The organism is Collinsella sp. Sow4_E3 (assembly GCF_052116285.1).
Classification (GTDB): Bacteria; Actinomycetota; Coriobacteriia; order Coriobacteriales; family Coriobacteriaceae; genus Collinsella.
Window position 1 is genome coordinate 1 of record NZ_JBQKLJ010000009.1, and the last position, 17,646, is coordinate 17,646.

Here is a 17,646-nt window from a genome sequence, read left to right on the forward strand (position 1 = left end):
GCTCGCTAAAAACGCTCCGCGTTTTCTTGACGCTCGCTCCTTCGCAGGTTCAAGTCCCTGCGATGGGCCCATAACAAAAAAGCTCCCATTGCTGGGAGCTCTTTCAATCAATGGTGCGGGCGAAAGGACTTGAACCTTCATGGGGTTGCCCCCATACGGACCTGAACCGTACGCGTCTGCCAATTCCGCCACGCCCGCGTGCAGGAATTAGAATAACGGAGCGCCACCGTGAACGCAAGAACTATTTTTGAAAAAGTTTGCAGGCATTGTCCCACGCAGCTTGCGCAATTGCCTCTGCTTTCTCTCCAGTACGATCGACACGGTCGTTGACCAGCGCGTTTGCTGTGATGGAAATCATTGCCGGCTCACACTCAAGACCGCGAATGGGCTCCGGAGCCATATACGGGCAATCCGTCTCGAACAAAATTCGATCGAGCGGGGTTGACGCAAATGCCTCGCGCACATCATTGTTGCGCTTAAAGGTGGCCGCGCCGCCATAGGCGATATAGCAGCCCAAACCCACAAAGCGCTCCATCGTGGCGCGATCCTCGCCAAAGCAGTGCAGCACGCAACCGGCCTGAGGCACACCCACCTCGCGCAGCACGTTGTACGCATCCACATGCGAGGAGCGCTCCTCGTCCGTGTCCTCATGACGCAGATGCAGCTCTACCGGCACATTGCGGCGTACGGCAACCTCGAGTTGGCGCGCCATACAGTCGATCTGCACGCTGTGGGGCGCCGGCGCGATGTCGTCATCGTAATCCATGTGGTAGTCCAGACCGATCTCGCCGATACCGACGCATAAGGGATCATCAAGCGCAGCAACGACCTGTGCATGAATGTCATCGGTATAGTCCGGCGCGCCATAGGGGTGCACACCGGCGAGATACTTTATCTGCGGAATATCCCGCATCGGCAAAATCTCGCGCACCAGCCAGTCGCTATAGTCCGTCACGCTGCGTTTGTCGGCAATGGGATCAAAGATCGTCACCAACAGGTCGACGCCTGCAGCCTTGGCGCGCACAAGCGTCTCGGGTACTTCCTTGCCCCAAAACGAGAGCAGGTGCGTGTGCGTATCGGCAAGCGGCGCCAAGGGCACGGGGCAAGCAACCGTTTTCTTTTTCTTGGTAAACGTCACGCGCTCGTCATTAGGCATCATGGATTAGCTCCTGAGCTAGACGGACAAAATCGGCAACGCCAAGCGTCTCGGCGCGCGTGGTGGGTGCGATGCCGCAAGCCTCAAAGGCGGCATCGAGCACGTCCTTGGCAAAGCCGTTGGCGCTCATGGAATTGCGGATGGTCTTGCGACGCTGAGCAAACGCAGCGTCAATCACGCGAGCCACAAACTCGCGATCAAGCCCCTCGGGCGCTACACCGTCAACACGGTCGATGCGCACGACGGCCGAATCCACATGCGGCGCCGGCATAAAGCAGCGCGGCGGCACCTCAAAGCGACCCGTCACCTGCGCATACAGGCCGAGCTTTGCCGTATAGCCGCCGTAGGTCTTGTTGCCCGGCGTTGCGGCAATGCGATCGGCAACCTCCTTTTGAACCATGACGACGGCGCGCTTGAGCGCGGGCATCGTCTGGAAGAACTGCAGAATGATCGTCGCTGCCACGTTATAGGGCAAGTTCGCGACAAATACCGTCGGCTCACCGCCCGCGGCCTGCTCAATCTGCTCCGGGCACACCTTGAGCGCGTCGCCCATGATAAAGCGGAAGTTGGCATAGTCGGCGGCATGGGCATCGAGCACCGGCTCGAGCTCGGGATCGGCCTCAATCGACGTGACGCACGCCGCCTCCTGAAGCAGCGCAAGCGTGAGCGTTCCAACGCCCGGACCAACCTCGAGCACGCGCTCATCGCCCGCAAGTTCGGAAAGCTCGCAAATACGCTCGATCACATGGTTGTCGATCAGGAAGTTCTGGCCCAGGCGATGCTTGGTCGCAAGGCCAAACTCCTCCAGCAGCTCCCTTGTTGCCGTGGGGTTTGCCAAAGGCGAAGTTGTCATAGTTGCCTCCTTAGCATGGTGGCGGCGTCTTGAAACAAAAGGGCATGGACCGTTGCGGCCATGCCCTTACACCTAAACAGCAGATTGCCGATATGGCGCGCGGCGTCTTAACCCAGACGCGGGAACAGCGGCTCACCCTTCTCGACGGGCTGACCACCGGCAAGCAGACCCCAAGCGCAAATGCCCTTGAGGTCGTCGCTCGCGGCCTCGTCCTCGCACGACAGGCGGCGCAGGGCCTCGGTAGAAGTCTGGGGCATGAGCGGCATCAGCAGGTGAGCGGCAATGCGGATGGCCTCGAGGAGGTTGTAGATCACAAACGCCAGCTCGTCGGCCTTGGCCTCGTCCTTGGCAAGTGCCCAGGGCTCGGAGTCCTCGATGTAGTGGTTGGCGGCGTGGATGAGCTCCATAACCTCGTCTTTGGCTCCACCGTAATCGAGCACGTCCATCTTGGCCATGTAGCGCTCGGCCAGGCCATCGGCGATCTTTGCCAGCGGGTTATCGAACGCATCGAACGATGCGGGCTTGGCGGGCGCGCAACCGTCAAAGTACTTGCCGCTCATGTTGAGCGAACGCGAGATGAGGTTGCCCCAGCTGTTAGCGAGATCGGCGTTGTAGACCTGCTCCATGCGATCGAAGCTGATAGCGCCGTCGGTGCCGGGGACCACGTCGGTCATAAAGTAGTAGCGATAACCCTCGACGCCCAGCATGTCGATAACATCCTGCGGGGCAATGGCGTTGCCACGGCTCTTGGACATCTTCTCGGCCTTGCCAGTCTCGGCATTGCGCACGGTCAGGAAGCCGTGGGCAAAGACGTGCTCGGGCAGAGCCTCGCCAATGGCCATGAGCATAGCGGGCCAAATGACGCAGTGGAAGCGAATGATGTCCTTGCCCACAATGTGGAACTGCGCAGGCCAGCGATAGGCCAGCTCGGCACGGGCCTCGTCGGTGTCGACACCGTAGCCGACAGCCGTCATGTAGTTGAGCAGCGCGTCGAACCACACATAGGTCACATGGCCCTCATCGAACGGAACCTGGATGCCCCAGTCAAAGCTCGTACGGCTCACGGAAAGGTCGTTGAGGCCGCCCTCGACAAAGCTACGCACCTCGTTCATGCGGAATGCAGGCTCGACGAAATCGGGATGCTCGTCATAGAGCTTGAGCAGCTTGTCCTGGAAAGCGGAAAGCTTGAAGAAGTAGGACTCCTCCTGCACGCGCTCGAGCGGACGGTGACAGTCGGGGCACAGGTGCTGGCCGACGCTGCCGTATTCCTCGTCACCCTTCTGGACCTGCGTGTCGGTAAAGTAAGTCTCGTCGGGCACACAGTACCAACCGTCGTAGCTGCCCTTATACAGGTAGCCAGACTCCTTCATGCGCTCCCACAGATACTGCACCGCATGATGCTGGCGCGGCTCGGTGGTGCGGATGAAGTCGTCGTTGGAGATCTCGAGTTTGCTCCAAAGCTCCTTGAAGTGCGGAGCCTGGCTGTCGGTCCACTCCTGCGGCGTCATGCCATGCTTGGCTGCGGCCTCGGCGACCTTCTCGCCGTGCTCGTCCATGCCGGTCAGGAACTTGACGTTATAGCCGGCGGAGCGGCGATAGCGAGCCTGAACGTCGGCGATGATGGTGGAATAAGCCGTGCCCAGATGCGGATCGGCATTGACGTAGTAGATGGGCGTCGTGATAAAGAACGAAGGCTTGCTTTGATCCATGGGGTTTGTCCTCCAGAAAAACGTTGCATACAGGGGATGATTCTAACGCAAGGGCTGGATATCCTCCATCTATTGCATATTGAGCACCATGGCATAGACATCGCGCTTGCGGCGTGAATACTTCTGAGACAGGCGCTTGGCCACCGCAGAGGCGGGCTCCCCCTCCTCGAGCGCGGCGCGGATATCCTCGCGCAGGGCCTCGTCGGGATCCGCTGCTGCTGCGCCAACCGGCACGATGCCGGCCTCCTCGTCTTCACTCGGTGGCGCAATGACCAGCGCAATCTCGCCCTTTACTTCGCCGCGAGCACGCAGCCCCTCGGCAAGCTGGGCGGCGGGCCCGCGCAAGACCTCCTCGTGCAGCTTGGTGAGTTCGCGGCAGACGGCAACCTCACGCTGGGGAAAGACCTCCGCCACGGCCTCGAGCGTCGCCACGATGCGATGTGGAGACTCGTAGAAGATGAGCGCGCCGGGCACCACGGCAAGGCGCTGCAAACGGCGCACGCGGTCGCCGTGCTTTCGGCCCAAAAAGCCCTCGAAGAAAAAATGCTCGCAGGGAATGCCGGACGAAACGAGCGCCGTGACGCAAGCAGAGGGCCCGGGAATAACTTCGACGGGCACATCGGCCTCACGCGCCGCCTCGACCAGCGCCTGGCCGGGATCGGACACGCTCGGCATGCCGGCATCCGAGGCAAAAGCGAGGGTCTCCCCCGCCAGCAGGCGGTCGACCAGACCGGTGGCGCGGCTGGCGATCACATTCTCGTCGCAACGGACAAGCGGCTTGGAAATGCCCAGGTGCATCAGTAGCTTTGAGGTCACGCGCGTGTCCTCGCAGCAGATCGCATCGGCGGCGGCAAACGCCTCGCCAACGCGCGGAGACAGGTCGCCCAGGTTGCCGATGGGTGTTCCGACCACATAGAGTTTGCCCGTACGGGCGCTGTTTTGCGTCATATCAACCTATTCAATCATGCCGCGCTCGAGCGTACCGAGCGCCGCGCGGGCGTCCCATGCTGCGATGCGTTTCTCGGTCTTCCACGTTTGGAAGAACCAACCGGCAGCCGGCGCAAACGAAGCCAGCTGATTGGCGATAAACACGCGCTCGTAGGCATTGCGGCCCTCGGGCGTAACCGACGAGTTGGCAAAGATCGCCGCGCCCGACCATTCGCCCACCAGCACGGGGAACCCAGTTGAAATCGCTTCTTTAAGCTCGCGCTTGTTACGCGAAATCGCCGTCGTCAGCCCGCGGGGGCTCGTGATGTCTAGCGCATGCTCGTCGCGGTAATGGTACAGGTGAAGGTCCATGTAGACGTTCTTGTACTTGGCGCCGCGCATAAAATGCTTCCACTCGCCGGGATGTCCCGACGACGAGAAGACGACGATCTTATCCTCGGGCATATACGAACGGACGAGCTCGTAGGCATCGCGATAGAAGTTGCGCAGGTAGTGCGCCGGAATGCCATCCGTCATGGTAAAGAGACTCTTGCGGACACTCATCTGCGGCGTATCCAGCAGCTCAATGCCCAGAAGGCTTTCGGCTTCGCCGTAGCGATCGGCCAAACGCTCCAGCACGTCGAGCGCAACGTGACGACCGTTGGTGGACGAATGCCACTCGGCAACAGCCTCCGGCGTGGTGGGCGAATCGTTGGAATCGCCCTGGCCACCGGGCACAGTCGCTAGATCGAGCAGCACGCGAATGTCGTACTTGGCAGCCCACTCAATTGCACGGTCAATGTAGTCGATAACCGAAATGTAGGACGCATCGGACTCCTGCGAGCCAAAGGCATACCAGGGCACCGGCAAACGCACGGCATTGAGACCAATCTGCGCCATACGGCGAAAATCATCTTCGCTTACGAATGTCTCATAATGGCGACGCATGCGCTCGTTATAGGCAGCAGTGCCCATGGCTTCTTGCAGTTCCGCCGCATTGGACGCACCTGTCGCCGCGTACAGCGACGGGGTCACCCAAGGCTCGGGAATAAACCAGCCAGAGAGATTAACGCCGAGTATCCTCTCCATCACGGCCCCCTTCGAATCGTGCAGGGCGAACCCGCATCGTATTGCATAGGAAAAGTATCGTTTTGAGTATACCCGCGCACACGGACAGCCGATCGAACGGTCTGCAAAGTGGCGCAAAAGTAGGAGTAATGTCTGGGCGGGCACACCCGAGATGGTACGCCAAGATGTGCACGCACGCCGAAGGCAGGCGCCGGAAGGCGCATCCCGTTTTTTTGCTCAATAATGGAATGCATTTTCCGCCAGCAGGCCCAACCGGAAAGCATGTCCCGTAATTTCACGTCATTCCGGGTCGCATTTTCCCAAGCGCCCCTAAAGCGGAAAGCGCATCCCACTCAGGATTGAAATTCTGGGATGCGTTTTCCGCGGGTCCACAGGGACTGCGGACGATTTCCTGGACCGCTAAATCGCGGCCATCCCCAGCGACGACCGGTAGTCGTCCGGTGTCGCGCCACCGAGCGCGTCGCTTGCCCGCTCGGAGTTGAAGCGCCCTATCCACGCGCCGAGGGCCTCGATGAACTCCCCGGGCGACCAGCCGGACCAGTCCCTCCCGTGGAAGAACTCCTTCTTGAGCAGGCCGAAGAAGCCCTCCATCGCGGCGTTGTCGGGGCTGCAGCCCTTGGCCGACATGCTCCTGACCAGGCCGTGCCCCTCGCAGATCGAGATCCAGCCGGGCCAGCGGTAGTGGCCGCCGCGGTCGGAGTGGATCACGGGGCGCTCGCCGGGCGCCAGCCGGGAGCACGCGTCCGACAGCGTCGAGTTCGCGAGGTCGGCGTCCGGTCTCTCGCCCGCCCGCCAGGCGACGATCGAGGAGTCGAAGCAGTCCCTGATGGCGGACAGGTACACCTTGCGGCCCGTCGGCAGCCTGAACTCGGTTATGTCGGTGAGCCACAGGAAGTTCGGCAGGGCCGAGCGGAAGTCGCGGCGCACGAGGTTCGGAGGGGCGGGGGTCACCTCGCCGCCGTAGGAGCTGTAGGCGCCGGCCCTCCTCCTCATCCACCTCGGGACGAGCCCCTCCTCGCGCATGATGCGCCGGACGACCTTCTCGGAGACGCGCACGGGGTCGTCGAGCTCGCGGAGCCTGCGCACCACGAACCGGTAGCCGCGCGCGCCGTCGCCGTCCTCCAGGAACACCCGCCGCACGACGTCCCTCAGCGGCGCCAGGCGGTCCGGCCTGGCGATCGCGCGGCGCTGGTAGTCATAGGAGCTCCTCGATATCCTCAAGAAGCCGGTGAGTTCTCTCAAGGACCACTTCCCCGCAGGCCTCAGGCGGTCTATCACCAGGGTCTTCTCCCTGTTCGACATCCCGTCGAGGCTCTCGGCTTTTAAAACGTCCTGCACCGCCCTCAGCACCGCGTTCTCGAGCCTGAGCCGCTCGATCAGGGCGTCCTTGTCCTCCGGGTCGATGTCGGGGTAGTCGGGGCCGTCCCCGACGAGTCGCGGCAGGTCCATTCCTCCACCGGCCCTTCCCGCGGGCTTGCTCACGTTCCTGATCCAGCGCCAGACGGACGTCTTGCCGGGCCCGCCGAGTATCTCGGTTATCTCCATGACGGTGAGCCCGGCGCCGCGAAGCGCCCTGGCCCTCTCCACCATTCTCCTACTGTATGCCATGCGGACTCCGTTCCGGACCTCAACGGTCCAACTTTTTGTCCGCAGTCCCACATAAAAGAAAAGGACCTCTTTGCAGAGGTCCTAGTCAATTCAAGGTGGCGGGGAAGGGAATCGCGTCCGCGCGCTGCGCGGACGGACCGCTGCGGCGCTTGCGCGCCTTGCGAGCTACGCTGGCAAACGCTATCGCGTTTCCTCAGCTCCGCGCCCTCGCGGGGTTCGATTCCGTGCGGGGACTACATAAAAGAAAAGGACCCCTTTGCAGAGGTCCTAGTCAATTCAAGGTGGCGGGGAAGGGAATCGAACCCCTGACACGAGGATTTTCAGTCCTCTGCTCTACCAACTGAGCTACCCAGCCATTTGAGGTGTGCCTTGTTTCAAGGCTTGATTAGTATAACCAAGGACGCGCTCCGGTCAACCGAGAATTTGAAAAAAGTTTTTGGACACCGCCTCGGTTCTGTAAAGCAGCACGTCAGAGACATCAACCGGCCGCAAGAAGTTTTTCGCCCAGGGCCTTCAAGCCTGCACTCGTTGCAAGACAGTGGGCGATACAAGGATTGAAAGGCGTTCCAGCACCGCCCAAGCACCGGGACAGGAGCACATGCGCCAGGGGCGGACATTTTCGTAGCGTGCAAGGATATTGCCGCTGCAATCAATAAAGGCAATGTCGATGGGATAAGCCATAAAACAGGTGTGGACCGAAGAGCAGGACGGAAACGCCATGACGAGCGGCAGTCCGTCAGCCGTAATCGGCACGCGGCCCAGCATGCCGCGCAAGCGTGCGCCAAACGATTCTGCCACCATAAACTCTGCCGGCGACCAACCGAGCCTATTGAGCGCACGCGCGTAGGCGATATAAGACAAGACGGCGCTCACATGACCACCCCCGGTCGCCACGGATCGACCGTAACCGCGCGCTCGTGCGACAGCTTCGCCGGCGTCCCCAGAGAAACGCCGGCAATGCTAAGCAATCTAGGCCACGGCTCATAGTACATGACGCAGGCATAGGTCCTAAACGTCCCGGACAGAGAGAGCAAGCCGCCGTCAGACGACGCCGAGCTCTGCTCGCTCGAGACCTCGACCTGCAGATTATAGCCCTGCATAGCCGCCTGAATCTCGGACTGGACACGCACCGAGGCATCGACAGAGCTCTTGTCGCCCTCCCCTTCCGGCGCCACAGCGTGCGCCAGCACGATATCGGGCACCACGCGATCGAAGCGCGCAACGGCGCCGGCAAAGACCATGACGTTGTACACAATGAGCGCAAGCGCCAGCAAAGCGGGAGCGACCACTGCCATCTCGACCGTCGCCTGGGCGCGCTCCTCGCGCAGACGCATGCGGATACTCATTACGACCCACCGCCCAGAGCGCCAACCAGCGTGGCGACATCGACGGTAAGCGGGATGGAACCACCGCCGGGCAACGGAATCTCCGCAAGTGTGAACACTGTACCGCTAATGGTGCGTTCGACTTGATATTCCAACGCCTCGCAAAGCGCCTTGGGATCGGTCACGCCCAACGGAATACTTCGCAGTTTGTCTTGCGCTTGAGAGAGACCGGCAATGTCAGACCCCGGACTCTTAATGACGTTAGCGGAATCGGTCAGCACCGGCTTTCGCAGGCGCAAGTCGCACGGTTCCAAACCCAGCGCCGCCACGGACGCCGAAACGGTATCGCCGAGCCACGATGCAATGAAGCCCAACGCGCCGCTGCCCCCTCCTAGGTCTTTAATCATCTCGTCCATAAGTTCGTCGGCTGAACCTTGGATGTCTCCGTATCCCACAAGCAGGCGTCCCCAAACATCCATGACGCCATCGAGTACGCCGGCAACGCCGCCCGAGCGCTCTTCCAGTGTCGAGAAAAACCGCGAGAGCACGTTGTTTTGCGCCGTCGCGTTGTCGGGAGCCAAGACCGCGGCAGAGATTGCACCGCGACTGCCGAGCGTAACCGGCTTATTGAATGAAGAGTTGAGCTTACCGGGACTGGTCATATCGCCCGAGACCGCAAAGGCGACCACGCCGTTTCGGCCGGGCGGGGCGATACGCGGCCGCTCGCCCGAAAGCGCCTTGATGGCCTGGTCAAACGCATTACCCGCGCGATCGGCCTCGTCCTCGGTCTGACGCATAAGCTCGAGCTCTTTGTTGCGACATTCGACGTATTCTTCCAGAGCCCTTTTAAACTCGTCAAAGTGATACTCGAAGCCGTTTTCGATAAATGATGGAGGCATGAGGGCGCGACCCAGGTCAACGACGTCAAATTGGCACTCCTCGCACACATCGTGGCCATCGTAATCGACGACGGATGCCAACCCGCCCGGCGACCCATTCTTATAGTTGGGGCATCCGGTCCCATAGTGCAGGTATGTCTTGCCACCAATATCACTCGTAGGCCACATGGCATCGGTGTAGAGCTGGGTTCCCTTCACCTCATCTGGAGTGCGTGGCAGGAATGGAATCTGGGATAAGTTTTTTTCACCATCATCTTTAATATACGAGTGATCGAGTTCTTCGATTGCATAAGCGTAAAACGCTTTGCGCGCGACAGACTCCGCCTCCATCTCTACACCCCCACCAAGCGGCCTTTCATTCGCCAGGCGCCGGCGGTAATAGGTCTTCGCACGATTTAGGGCGATCTGCGGCTCCCAATCGATACTCGAAGTATAGTGGCGGTTTTGTTCACCCGATAGCTTTGCCAAGCTCCCCGCACGCTCCCACATACATGAGTACTTGCCAATCGCATTCTCATCCGATCCGCCACAGTCCGCAAGCCAGGCGCGCTCTTTGGCCTTTGACGTTTTCTCGGACGCTTTCTTCAGTTCCTTGGCAGCATAGTCAAGGTCTCTTGAGGTGCTCTCGATGGCATCGGTCGAGATTTCTGACCCCTCGAGCGCAACAAAGTCCGACTCCGATGTCCTGGGCACGGCGAGCGCTGTGCCGGTATAGATCACGTTATCGGTATCCTGCGCCGAAACAGCCTGCGTAGCTCGCGCGGCAACCAGATATGGCAGAGCCGTTTCGACTTTTTGCAAACCCTCCGACGCACTTTTGGCAAACCTATTGCGCGTTTTAATAATCTCAATCCCGGTATCGACCATATCGCTTGCGGCTATTTTCCCACCCGGCACCAGCATGGCAACCAAGCCGGTGCCGATTGTGGCAAACCCCGCCAAGCCAAAGCTCAAAATGCTCGCATCCACCACCGTGGCCGCTGTATGGTAGGACGATATCACGTTGGCACCCGCCAGAGCACCGCTATCGGCCGCCACCTGGGTATCCCCGGCACGCGACATACTCCATATCGCCGCCGTCGACGAAAACAGCAGCGTAAGCACCACAAGTATGACGACCGCCGAAGAAAGCGTAGTGTAGGCACCGTCCTCGATAAACAAGTCGATACCGGAGCGGCCCATGAAGCCGCCCCGCTTGCGGCGGGCATTCGACCGGCAACGGCACACGAGCCCTCGCATCATTCGCAGCAGGCGACGCCTAATCCCACGCGGCAATCCACGAATCATAGTCTCCCTCCAGCCATCCGGGACGCGATCGATACGAAACGTCGACTTTCAACTCAACATTTCCTCCTCCCCCCACATTGCCCATGGCCTGCGCGAACGCGCCGATCACGGGCAGCGGCTTTACATCACCCGCGATAGATACAGACGAAACGCCCCCTGCGCCCGCCCGGCCAAGCTCGATATCCCACGACAGCGGTCCGCCGGCGTGAAAGATCGAGACATCGGGCACCGCGGCGAGACGGCGGCGGGCAAACTCCTTGAGGTCGTCGTCCTCCGCCGTCGTCGTGGTCATGAGCCGCGCCGTCTCGGCGGCGGCAGACTCCATGACCGCACGCGTATAGAGCAGGCACACCGGCTGCAGCGCAAGCAGGATGAGCGTCAAAAACGTCGGCAGCAAAAAAGCGGCCTCGACCGTGGACTGCGCCCAATCCTCGCGCGCGATATCAATAGAGCGCGATGTCTTTGGCGCCTGCGGCGGCGTCGATAACCGATGTCGAGGCGACGCCATGGGACGCCGCCCGTGCAGCCAACGCCGCCAAGCGTCCGTCGGTGCCGGCGCGCCAAAGCCCCGCAATCGCCAGCACAATGGAAAGCAGCGCCATGGTGACGATGGCGTACTCAACGGTCGATTGGGCAGACTCCTCGCCCAAAACGTCAAGCATTTCACGATCCCTCCTTTGACCCCGATGCTTGCGGAACCAAGCGCACCGCGCGTAAGCGGCACGAGGCGTCGCCGGCATCCGCGGCAACCGTCACCATGTCGACCCAGCCGCGCCCATCGCGCACGATGGCGCCCCATACGTTGCCCTTGATGTCGAGGTAACCGCTTAGGGCGAGCTGGGCTGTGGGCACCTCGCGATAGACACGCAACAGGTCCGCGGCAGCCTCGGTCATCGGTCGCTCCTCGGCCCATGTCAGCCGGGCTGCGACTGCGTTGTCCGCAGATGGCCCCGCCGCAGCATCCGCCCGTTCGTCGAGGGCGCGCAGAAAAGTTTGTGCCGTGACGGCGGCATCCCTGTCGGCCGTGTCCCGCGCTTTGTCATCGGGAGGCGCCACCGCGCCCGAGCTCCCATCCGCGACGGCCCCAGAACGCTGCTGTCGCACGGCATTCAGCCCCCAGAGCGTCGCCGCTATCGCCACAATCAGGCAAGCGAGCACCAGCAGCACGCCAACAGAATGCCCGCCTTCTACAGGCTGTTGATGCCGTCTTTGATCGCGTTCCATAGCTTTTCGACGTTGCCCTTAAATGCAACGATGGCAATGATCGCGATTACCACGAGCACGCCGACCAGGATGGCGTACTCGGTGGTACCCTGCGCGCTTTCCTCCTGCACCAGCGCCTTGGCACGTTGACAGGAACGCATTGCACGGTAAAGCGTCTGACTCCAAACCCTACCAATAACGTCAGCCATTTTGTTCATGTATTCCTCCCTACATCATCCCGCCTGCTCCCAGCAGCGGGCCCAATATGGATAACAGCAGTGCCGGCAAGATGAGCGTGCCGGTGGGAATCAGCAGCTTGACGGGCGCTCGTTCAATCTCGCGCTCGACCGCGGCACGATGGGCGGCGCGGATCTCGCGACTTTGGGCAGCAAGGGTCTCGGCAAGCGGGGCACCCAGGGCGAGCGCTTGACCCACCGTAATGGCAAAGGTCTCGAGCGCCCGCACGTCCAGGTCCTGCGCGGCCGCCAACAACTCGTCCTCGCGCGCTCCCACGCCCACCTGCCACGCCATGCATGCCCGTTCAAGCCGAACAGTCAGCGCCGATCGACGATTGGCGCAAAAGATCTCGAGCGCCGCATCGAACGAAAGGCCGGCGGAAAGCCCCAGGCGCACCACATCAATCATCTCGGACACCTCACCGAGCGAAACCTGCGCTGAGTTGTCCACGCCAAATGCGCCCCTCACCCACGCAATAGCGGCATCGATCACCGAATGGGCCGCAGCAACGACTAGCACCGCCTCGCCCCTGAAAATCTCCATGGTCTTGCGCACATCCGAGCGCTCCAGGCCCGTCGCGACAAATACGCCGAAGGCGCACAGGCAAGCCGTGGCGGCAACCAGGGCGCTCACAGCTCCACCCGCATAATGCGCCGGATAACCACCAGGGCGACGCCGTTAAGGGCAAGCCCCAGAACCACGGCACCGGCGCCTACCGGCGTTGCGAGACCGTAGCGAAAATCTGCCGAAAGCAGGGCCAGCACCGCGCACATACCCGCCGGCATCGCCGCGACCATATGCGCCGACATGCGCGCCTGCGACGTTTTGACATCCAGGCGGCGCTTGAGCTCGATACGCTCCCCCACCATGCTCGACGCCTCGGACAGCAGATCGGCAAGCGGGGCACCGGTCCGCTGCGACACCTTGAGCGCCAACGTGACAAGCGAAAGCCCGGGGGCGTCGATGCGGACAAGCAGGTCGTCGAGCGCATCGGCAGCCGAAATGCCACAGTCGATCGCCGCCGCCACCCGCAGAAACTCGGTATGCACCGGCTCTTGCGCGTGAGCGCCCACAAACCGCATGCCCTGGGCCAGCGAATGTCCCGAGGCAAGCGACATGGAAAGTGCCGTAAAGGCCTCGGGCATGGCTTCCTCCACATCGCGCTGCTCGCGTCGGTGGTCAAAGACGTCGCGTGCGGCGCCGGCGGCAAAGGGCGCAACCGCCCCCAAAACAAAGCCGATGGGCGATAGCGACACCACGGCAAGCGCAAGGCAGCAGACGCCACTCGATAGCAACAGGAACGCCAAGCGTGAAGCATCATCCTCAACGACAAGACCGATGCGGCGCACGGGAGCCAACGATGCCCACGAACGGGCGATCTTTTTTAGCAGATCGTTTTCCACCAGCTCACGCGGCAGCTTCTCTGCCGCCGTCTCGAGCGTCTGGCGCACCAGCTCCGCCGGCGGCACCCTCGGCACATGAGGCTCCACTCCGCATACCGTCGCGACCGAAAACCCGGCAAGGCCCCCTACGACGAGGGGCACAACGACCTCCATTCGTCCACCTCCTCCTGTGTAAGCGTTCCCGAGCGCAAGCCCTCTGCGATAAACGGCGGCTCGCGGTTGAGGGTCCAGGTGCGCTCGGCGGCATCGAAGGTCACGTAGCGCTCGAGTTCCACGCCACCCGACGCGCCGCGTCGCACCCCCGAATAGGAGGACACAAAACGCCGGCCGTCCGCATGGCGCTCGGACATCACGATGCCGTCGAGCGCCATAGCGATTTGTTCCTCGATAAGCTCGCTCGGCAGATCGATGCCATAGCGCGCAAGCAGCGTCAAACGCACCACGGTCTCTTGCTCGGTGCCCGCATGAAGCGTGGTGAGCGACCCATCGTGCCCGGTGTTCATGGCCTGCAGCATGTCGCAACATTCCGCACCGCGTACCTCACCCACCACAATACGGTCGGGACGCATACGCAGGGCGTTGGTCACCAGGTCGCGGATTGTCACCGCACCCTCACCCTCAATTGAAGCCTCGCGCGCCTCCAGGCGAACCACATGCGGGTGATGCGCGAACTTGAGCTCGGCGGAATCCTCGATCGTCACGATGCGCTCGCCGGTAGATATCTCGCACGATAGCGCGTTGAGCAGCGTAGTCTTGCCCGACCCCGTACCGCCCGCAACCGCCAAATCTTGGCGCAGCGACACCGCACACGAAAGCAGTTGCGCATACCAAAGCGGCAGCGACCCCAGGCCCACAAGCTCGTCCAACGAACAGATGCGATCCGAGAACTTGCGGATAGTGAGGATCGGCCCATCGATCGCCACGGGCGGAATCACCGCGTTGACGCGATACCCTGTCTTGAGGCGGGCGTTGACGATGGGACTGCGCTCGTCGATACGCCTGCCCAGCGGTGAGATGATGCGGTCGATGAGCACGCGGATCTGCTCGTCATCCTCAAACGCATGCTCGATGGGGTATAAGACCCCGCCGCGCTCAAAGAAAGCCGAGCGGCAACCGTTGACCATAATCTCGGTGACGGTGTCGTCCTCGATGAGCGGCTGCAACGGGCCCAAGCCCACCACGTCATCCAAGATCTCGTTGATGATGGTCTCACGCTCGGGCGTCGCCAGGTCGGTCGGTTCTTCCACGTTGAGTGCCGCCTCCACCGCAGGACGCAATTCCGAGCGGGCAAGAACCGGATCGATGTAGGCACTGATGCGTGCCACCTCGTCGTAGCCCACGCGGTCCATCACGGCCCGCTTGGTGCGGCGCTTGACCGCACGGCGCCGTCCCACATCGACAGGTGCCGTCGCCGCTGCCGCACCGGCTGCTTTAATTCTCGTTTGCAGGCTCATCGGCAATCACCCTCACGCGACCAGGGAAGGCGGATGCGCGGGCGTTCGGTGCGCGTTGCACGGTCGGCGACCATATCGCTCCAAGGGCCGACGGCGCACCCCAGTTCCACGAGCATCTCACGCGTGGCCTCGCGCACGCTGGTCGCGAAAGCGCTGGTCTGCCCCACTGCCTCGTCAGCGCGCCCAAACGCCATGAGCGCGGCGAGATCCTGCCCGCCATCGGCGATACGAATCTTGGAGCTCAACGCACAGGCAATCTCAAAGCGCATGGCGACATCCTCGTCCGCCCCACGCGCGCCAAATCGGTTGAATACGGCGCTCATGCGCGTGCGCGGCACGCCCACACGGCTCGCCAGCTCAATGACGCGCGCTGCAGACGTCGCGGAAGAAACTGCCGCATCACCCACGACAAGGCAACGGTCGCACGCTGCCACCGCAGCCGCCACGGCATCGCCCCAAAAGACCGAGGTATCGATAAGGACCACGTCGGACTCACGACGCAAGATGTCGAGCAGCAGCTCTACCGGACGCGCCATGAGCTCGGCGCGCTCGGGCGCTGCGACAGGCCCCCAAAGCGTAACGCCTGGGGCAACGCGCATCGATGCAGCGACCACGTCTTGCTCCGCAAGTGCGCCCGCGACCGACGGCTCGATAAGTGTCGCCATGTCATGCGGGGCATCGGCGCCCAGCAAGTCGTAGAGATTTCCAAACATTAGGTCCAAATCGAGTACGGCAGCTCGCAGACCCAGCAACGAAGCGGCATGCGCCATCGTGGCGACAATCGTCGATTTGCCACAGCCGCCCGAACCCGAAATGGCGCAGATGACCGGAGCTCGATGCGACGTCGACGCAGTGTCTGCCAGCGGTGCAGGGGCTGACGACGTGGGCGGCAACGTCCCCGTCTCGCCAGCCGCACCCAAGTGCTGCGTCCACGCCGGCACGGCAGGCTGCTCAAACGGTAGGGGCGGAACTGGGGATTCCGCTGTCACGTCGACGTGCGGACCATCACCCGCGACAAGGCCCTCGACCTCATCGAGTCCATCGGCCAGGCTCACGCCGTGCACGTATCCCATATCTACGGCCAGGAGGTCTTCGCCATACGGCACCGACGCTCCGGCGTCATCACATGCAAGGGGGCCCGGGGGGCGCCGAACATGCTCGGCTTCCGCTTTCCCATAGTCATCAACACGCGGGCCTCTTGTAGCGCGAGGCGCCCCGGGTTCCCTATCAACAAAAACATCGGGCTCAGGCGACACGCCCCAATCGGAATCAACCGCTCCCTCGCCCACATGTCCGCTGCCGCATATGCTGTGCGCAGCGATGACCTCGGTCGCCCCCGCGCGAAACAGCCCCTCGATATCCGACGGATCGAGCGCCTCTATCAACACGACGACGCGGCTCACGCGTCCTTCGGCAGTCAGGCGCGCGACGGCCTCTCGCACATCTTTAGTATCAAACAGGGATGCCGCGATAATGGCAGCGCCACGGCGCGAAGGAAACGCCCGAGCCATAGACACCAACCCGTCTAGGTCGCCCACGCGAAGCACCTGCGCGCCCGCATCGCGGCCCTCGACTTCCTGCTGCAGCAGTCCGTAATCTCCACACGCGCAGCACGCAAGCCAGATCGCCTTCATCACTCGTCGCCTCCGCTCTTTTTGCCGCGTGCCGTGGCGGGAATCGTCAAGCTGACCGTTCCCTTGCCCGAGGCTCCCAGCAATTCCTTGACGTCTTTGGGGTCGGCCGCCAGCGTCACCCACTCGACCTTGCCTTCGCGCGTGGCACCGGCCTCGTCGCTGGTATCGATCACATACGCGCCGCACAGCCGATCGGTCACGCCGTCTTTTTGCACGTACACATCCACGTAGCTGCCCACGCCTGCGGCTCCGCCCACCGAATGCTCGGCATCGACCGCCACCGAAACGGCAACCTTGCCCTTGGGCACCTCGAGCGTATGGCTCTCGGCTTTGGTGTAGACATCGCAGACCACGGCATTTTTGGGAATACGCGAGGTCGTCACGTCGCCACGCACCTGGCGCAGTTCGGTCGCCGCATCGCGCGGCAGCAGGCTCGCGAGCCACTCTTGGGTTACGACATTGGTCTCGTCGAGGGTCTCACCCACATCGATATCACGTGCGGCAACGCAAACTTCGACGCGATCGCCGCCGTATTTGGCCAAGGTTTTGGCCTGGGCCTGCTCGGCCCGCGAACGAACCGATGACCCGTAAACCATGCAGAGTGCCGCGGCGAGCACGCCCGCTGCCAGACTGATGGCGATGCGCTTGCTCTTGTTCACGGCAGCTCCTCTCAAGACAGCACTGGGCGGATGGGATGCCCGTACCACTATTGTCCGAGCGGCCAAGCAACAAAACAGCGCGATCACCATCTTGGTTTTAAGTGTCAAACCAATTACCAGCCAAGAGCTGACCAACCCGTCAAGCCCGCGGCAAGGTTTTGGTCAGCGCGTCGGCAAAACGCTCATTTAAGGGCGCATCGCCA

General features: G+C 62.0%; 19 protein-coding genes and 2 tRNA genes. 1 reads left to right on the forward strand and 20 read right to left on the reverse strand.

The genetic code is table 11. From position 1 onward, the window contains the following. Positions 1-111 precede the first annotated feature (111 nt). From ACTQ48_RS06605 to cpaB, 20 genes are all read right to left on the reverse strand, one after another. A tRNA-Leu gene (locus tag ACTQ48_RS06605) sits at positions 112-198 on the reverse strand. 43 nt (positions 199-241) lie between these two features. Next, the gene (locus ACTQ48_RS06610) at positions 242-1,159 is read right to left on the reverse strand and encodes a TatD family hydrolase (protein WP_441570421.1); all 918 of its coding nucleotides are present in this window, start codon (positions 1,157-1,159) and stop codon (positions 242-244) included. Beyond that, complete coding sequence (gene rsmA, locus ACTQ48_RS06615) at positions 1,149-2,009, reverse strand: 16S rRNA (adenine(1518)-N(6)/adenine(1519)-N(6))-dimethyltransferase RsmA (protein ID WP_441031685.1); 861 nt, start codon at positions 2,007-2,009, stop codon at positions 1,149-1,151. Before rsmA ends, ACTQ48_RS06610 begins: the two co-directional genes overlap by 11 nt. A gap of 107 nt (positions 2,010-2,116) precedes the next feature. Then, complete coding sequence (gene metG / locus ACTQ48_RS06620; protein WP_154517665.1) at positions 2,117-3,718, reverse strand: methionine--tRNA ligase; 1,602 nt, start codon at positions 3,716-3,718, stop codon at positions 2,117-2,119. A gap of 69 nt (positions 3,719-3,787) precedes the next feature. After that, positions 3,788-4,666, reverse strand: a complete 879-nt coding sequence (gene rsmI, locus ACTQ48_RS06625; protein WP_441570422.1) for a 16S rRNA (cytidine(1402)-2'-O)-methyltransferase — start codon at positions 4,664-4,666, stop codon at positions 3,788-3,790. A gap of 6 nt (positions 4,667-4,672) precedes the next feature. After that, on the reverse strand, positions 4,673-5,734 hold the full coding sequence (locus ACTQ48_RS06630; protein WP_427728410.1) for a glycoside hydrolase family 5 protein: 1,062 nt from the start codon (positions 5,732-5,734) through the stop codon (positions 4,673-4,675). A 399-nt stretch (positions 5,735-6,133) separates the two neighbouring features. Beyond that, positions 6,134-7,342, reverse strand: coding sequence for an IS3 family transposase (locus ACTQ48_RS06635; protein WP_441570423.1), 1,209 nt, complete (start codon positions 7,340-7,342; stop codon positions 6,134-6,136). 282 nt (positions 7,343-7,624) lie between these two features. Next, positions 7,625-7,697: transfer RNA gene (locus ACTQ48_RS06640), tRNA-Phe, on the reverse strand. A 158-nt stretch (positions 7,698-7,855) separates the two neighbouring features. Then, a complete protein-coding gene (locus ACTQ48_RS06645; protein WP_441048983.1) occupies positions 7,856-8,215 on the reverse strand; it encodes a DUF192 domain-containing protein in 360 nt (119 codons plus the stop codon). After that, positions 8,212-8,688, reverse strand: a complete 477-nt coding sequence (locus tag ACTQ48_RS06650) for a hypothetical protein (RefSeq protein WP_441547254.1) — start codon at positions 8,686-8,688, stop codon at positions 8,212-8,214. Before ACTQ48_RS06650 ends, ACTQ48_RS06645 begins: the two co-directional genes overlap by 4 nt. Continuing rightward, positions 8,688-10,853 (reverse strand): hypothetical protein, encoded by a 2,166-nt coding sequence (locus ACTQ48_RS06655; protein ID WP_441570424.1) that lies wholly within the window; start codon positions 10,851-10,853, stop codon positions 8,688-8,690. The genes ACTQ48_RS06650 and ACTQ48_RS06655 overlap by 1 nt, the downstream gene beginning before the upstream one ends. Further along, positions 10,825-11,361, reverse strand: a complete 537-nt coding sequence (locus ACTQ48_RS06660) for a TadE/TadG family type IV pilus assembly protein (RefSeq protein WP_441015643.1) — start codon at positions 11,359-11,361, stop codon at positions 10,825-10,827. Before ACTQ48_RS06660 ends, ACTQ48_RS06655 begins: the two co-directional genes overlap by 29 nt. Next, on the reverse strand, positions 11,297-11,515 hold the full coding sequence (locus ACTQ48_RS06665; protein WP_441570425.1) for a hypothetical protein: 219 nt from the start codon (positions 11,513-11,515) through the stop codon (positions 11,297-11,299). Before ACTQ48_RS06665 ends, ACTQ48_RS06660 begins: the two co-directional genes overlap by 65 nt. A 1-nt stretch (position 11,516) precedes the next feature. Further along, complete coding sequence (locus ACTQ48_RS06670; RefSeq protein WP_154517646.1) at positions 11,517-11,747, reverse strand: hypothetical protein; 231 nt, start codon at positions 11,745-11,747, stop codon at positions 11,517-11,519. A 293-nt stretch (positions 11,748-12,040) separates the two neighbouring features. Further along, complete coding sequence (locus tag ACTQ48_RS06675) at positions 12,041-12,274, reverse strand: hypothetical protein (RefSeq protein WP_441570453.1); 234 nt, start codon at positions 12,272-12,274, stop codon at positions 12,041-12,043. Between the two features lie 10 nt (positions 12,275-12,284). Next, positions 12,285-12,926, reverse strand: coding sequence for a type II secretion system F family protein (locus ACTQ48_RS06680; protein ID WP_441064132.1), 642 nt, complete (start codon positions 12,924-12,926; stop codon positions 12,285-12,287). Then, positions 12,923-13,849: a type II secretion system F family protein gene (locus ACTQ48_RS06685; RefSeq protein ID WP_441064134.1), complete on the reverse strand. Its 927-nt coding sequence runs from the start codon at positions 13,847-13,849 to the stop codon at positions 12,923-12,925. Before ACTQ48_RS06685 ends, ACTQ48_RS06680 begins: the two co-directional genes overlap by 4 nt. After that, positions 13,822-15,150, reverse strand: coding sequence for a CpaF family protein (locus ACTQ48_RS06690; RefSeq protein ID WP_441015631.1), 1,329 nt, complete (start codon positions 15,148-15,150; stop codon positions 13,822-13,824). The genes ACTQ48_RS06685 and ACTQ48_RS06690 overlap by 28 nt, the downstream gene beginning before the upstream one ends. Continuing rightward, positions 15,147-16,784, reverse strand: a complete 1,638-nt coding sequence (locus tag ACTQ48_RS06695) for an AAA family ATPase (protein WP_441044812.1) — start codon at positions 16,782-16,784, stop codon at positions 15,147-15,149. Before ACTQ48_RS06695 ends, ACTQ48_RS06690 begins: the two co-directional genes overlap by 4 nt. Further along, positions 16,784-17,443, reverse strand: a complete 660-nt coding sequence (gene cpaB / locus ACTQ48_RS06700; RefSeq protein WP_370450646.1) for a Flp pilus assembly protein CpaB — start codon at positions 17,441-17,443, stop codon at positions 16,784-16,786. The genes ACTQ48_RS06695 and cpaB overlap by 1 nt, the downstream gene beginning before the upstream one ends. Between cpaB and ACTQ48_RS06705 the strand changes: the two genes are divergently transcribed. Further along, positions 17,430-17,633 carry a hypothetical protein gene (locus ACTQ48_RS06705; protein WP_195838599.1) on the forward strand — a complete coding sequence of 68 codons (204 nt, stop codon included), beginning with the start codon at positions 17,430-17,432 and terminating at the stop codon, positions 17,631-17,633. The genes cpaB and ACTQ48_RS06705 overlap by 14 nt on opposite strands. Positions 17,634-17,646 lie beyond the last annotated feature (13 nt).

Bases quoted from the DNA above. Each gene is read 5' to 3' on its own strand.
- ACTQ48_RS06610 (WP_441570421.1), bottom strand. From the start codon at position 1,159: ATGATGCCTAATGACGAGCGCGTGACGTTTACCAAGAAAAAGAAAACG.
- rsmA (WP_441031685.1), bottom strand. From the start codon at position 2,009: ATGACAACTTCGCCTTTGGCAAACCCCACGGCAACAAGGGAGCTGCTG.
- metG (WP_154517665.1), bottom strand. From the start codon at position 3,718: ATGGATCAAAGCAAGCCTTCGTTCTTTATCACGACGCCCATCTACTAC.
- rsmI (WP_441570422.1), bottom strand. From the start codon at position 4,666: ATGACGCAAAACAGCGCCCGTACGGGCAAACTCTATGTGGTCGGAACA.
- ACTQ48_RS06630 (WP_427728410.1), bottom strand. From the start codon at position 5,734: ATGGAGAGGATACTCGGCGTTAATCTCTCTGGCTGGTTTATTCCCGAG.
- ACTQ48_RS06635 (WP_441570423.1), bottom strand. From the start codon at position 7,342: ATGGCATACAGTAGGAGAATGGTGGAGAGGGCCAGGGCGCTTCGCGGC.
- ACTQ48_RS06650 (WP_441547254.1), bottom strand. From the start codon at position 8,688: ATGAGTATCCGCATGCGTCTGCGCGAGGAGCGCGCCCAGGCGACGGTC.
- ACTQ48_RS06655 (WP_441570424.1), bottom strand. From the start codon at position 10,853: ATGATTCGTGGATTGCCGCGTGGGATTAGGCGTCGCCTGCTGCGAATG.
- ACTQ48_RS06660 (WP_441015643.1), bottom strand. From the start codon at position 11,361: ATGGCGTCGCCTCGACATCGGTTATCGACGCCGCCGCAGGCGCCAAAG.
- ACTQ48_RS06665 (WP_441570425.1), bottom strand. From the start codon at position 11,515: ATGCTTGACGTTTTGGGCGAGGAGTCTGCCCAATCGACCGTTGAGTAC.
- ACTQ48_RS06670 (WP_154517646.1), bottom strand. From the start codon at position 11,747: ATGACCGAGGCTGCCGCGGACCTGTTGCGTGTCTATCGCGAGGTGCCC.
- ACTQ48_RS06675 (WP_441570453.1), bottom strand. From the start codon at position 12,274: ATGAACAAAATGGCTGACGTTATTGGTAGGGTTTGGAGTCAGACGCTT.
- ACTQ48_RS06685 (WP_441064134.1), bottom strand. From the start codon at position 13,849: ATGGAGGTCGTTGTGCCCCTCGTCGTAGGGGGCCTTGCCGGGTTTTCG.
- ACTQ48_RS06690 (WP_441015631.1), bottom strand. From the start codon at position 15,150: ATGAGCCTGCAAACGAGAATTAAAGCAGCCGGTGCGGCAGCGGCGACG.
- ACTQ48_RS06695 (WP_441044812.1), bottom strand. From the start codon at position 16,784: ATGAAGGCGATCTGGCTTGCGTGCTGCGCGTGTGGAGATTACGGACTG.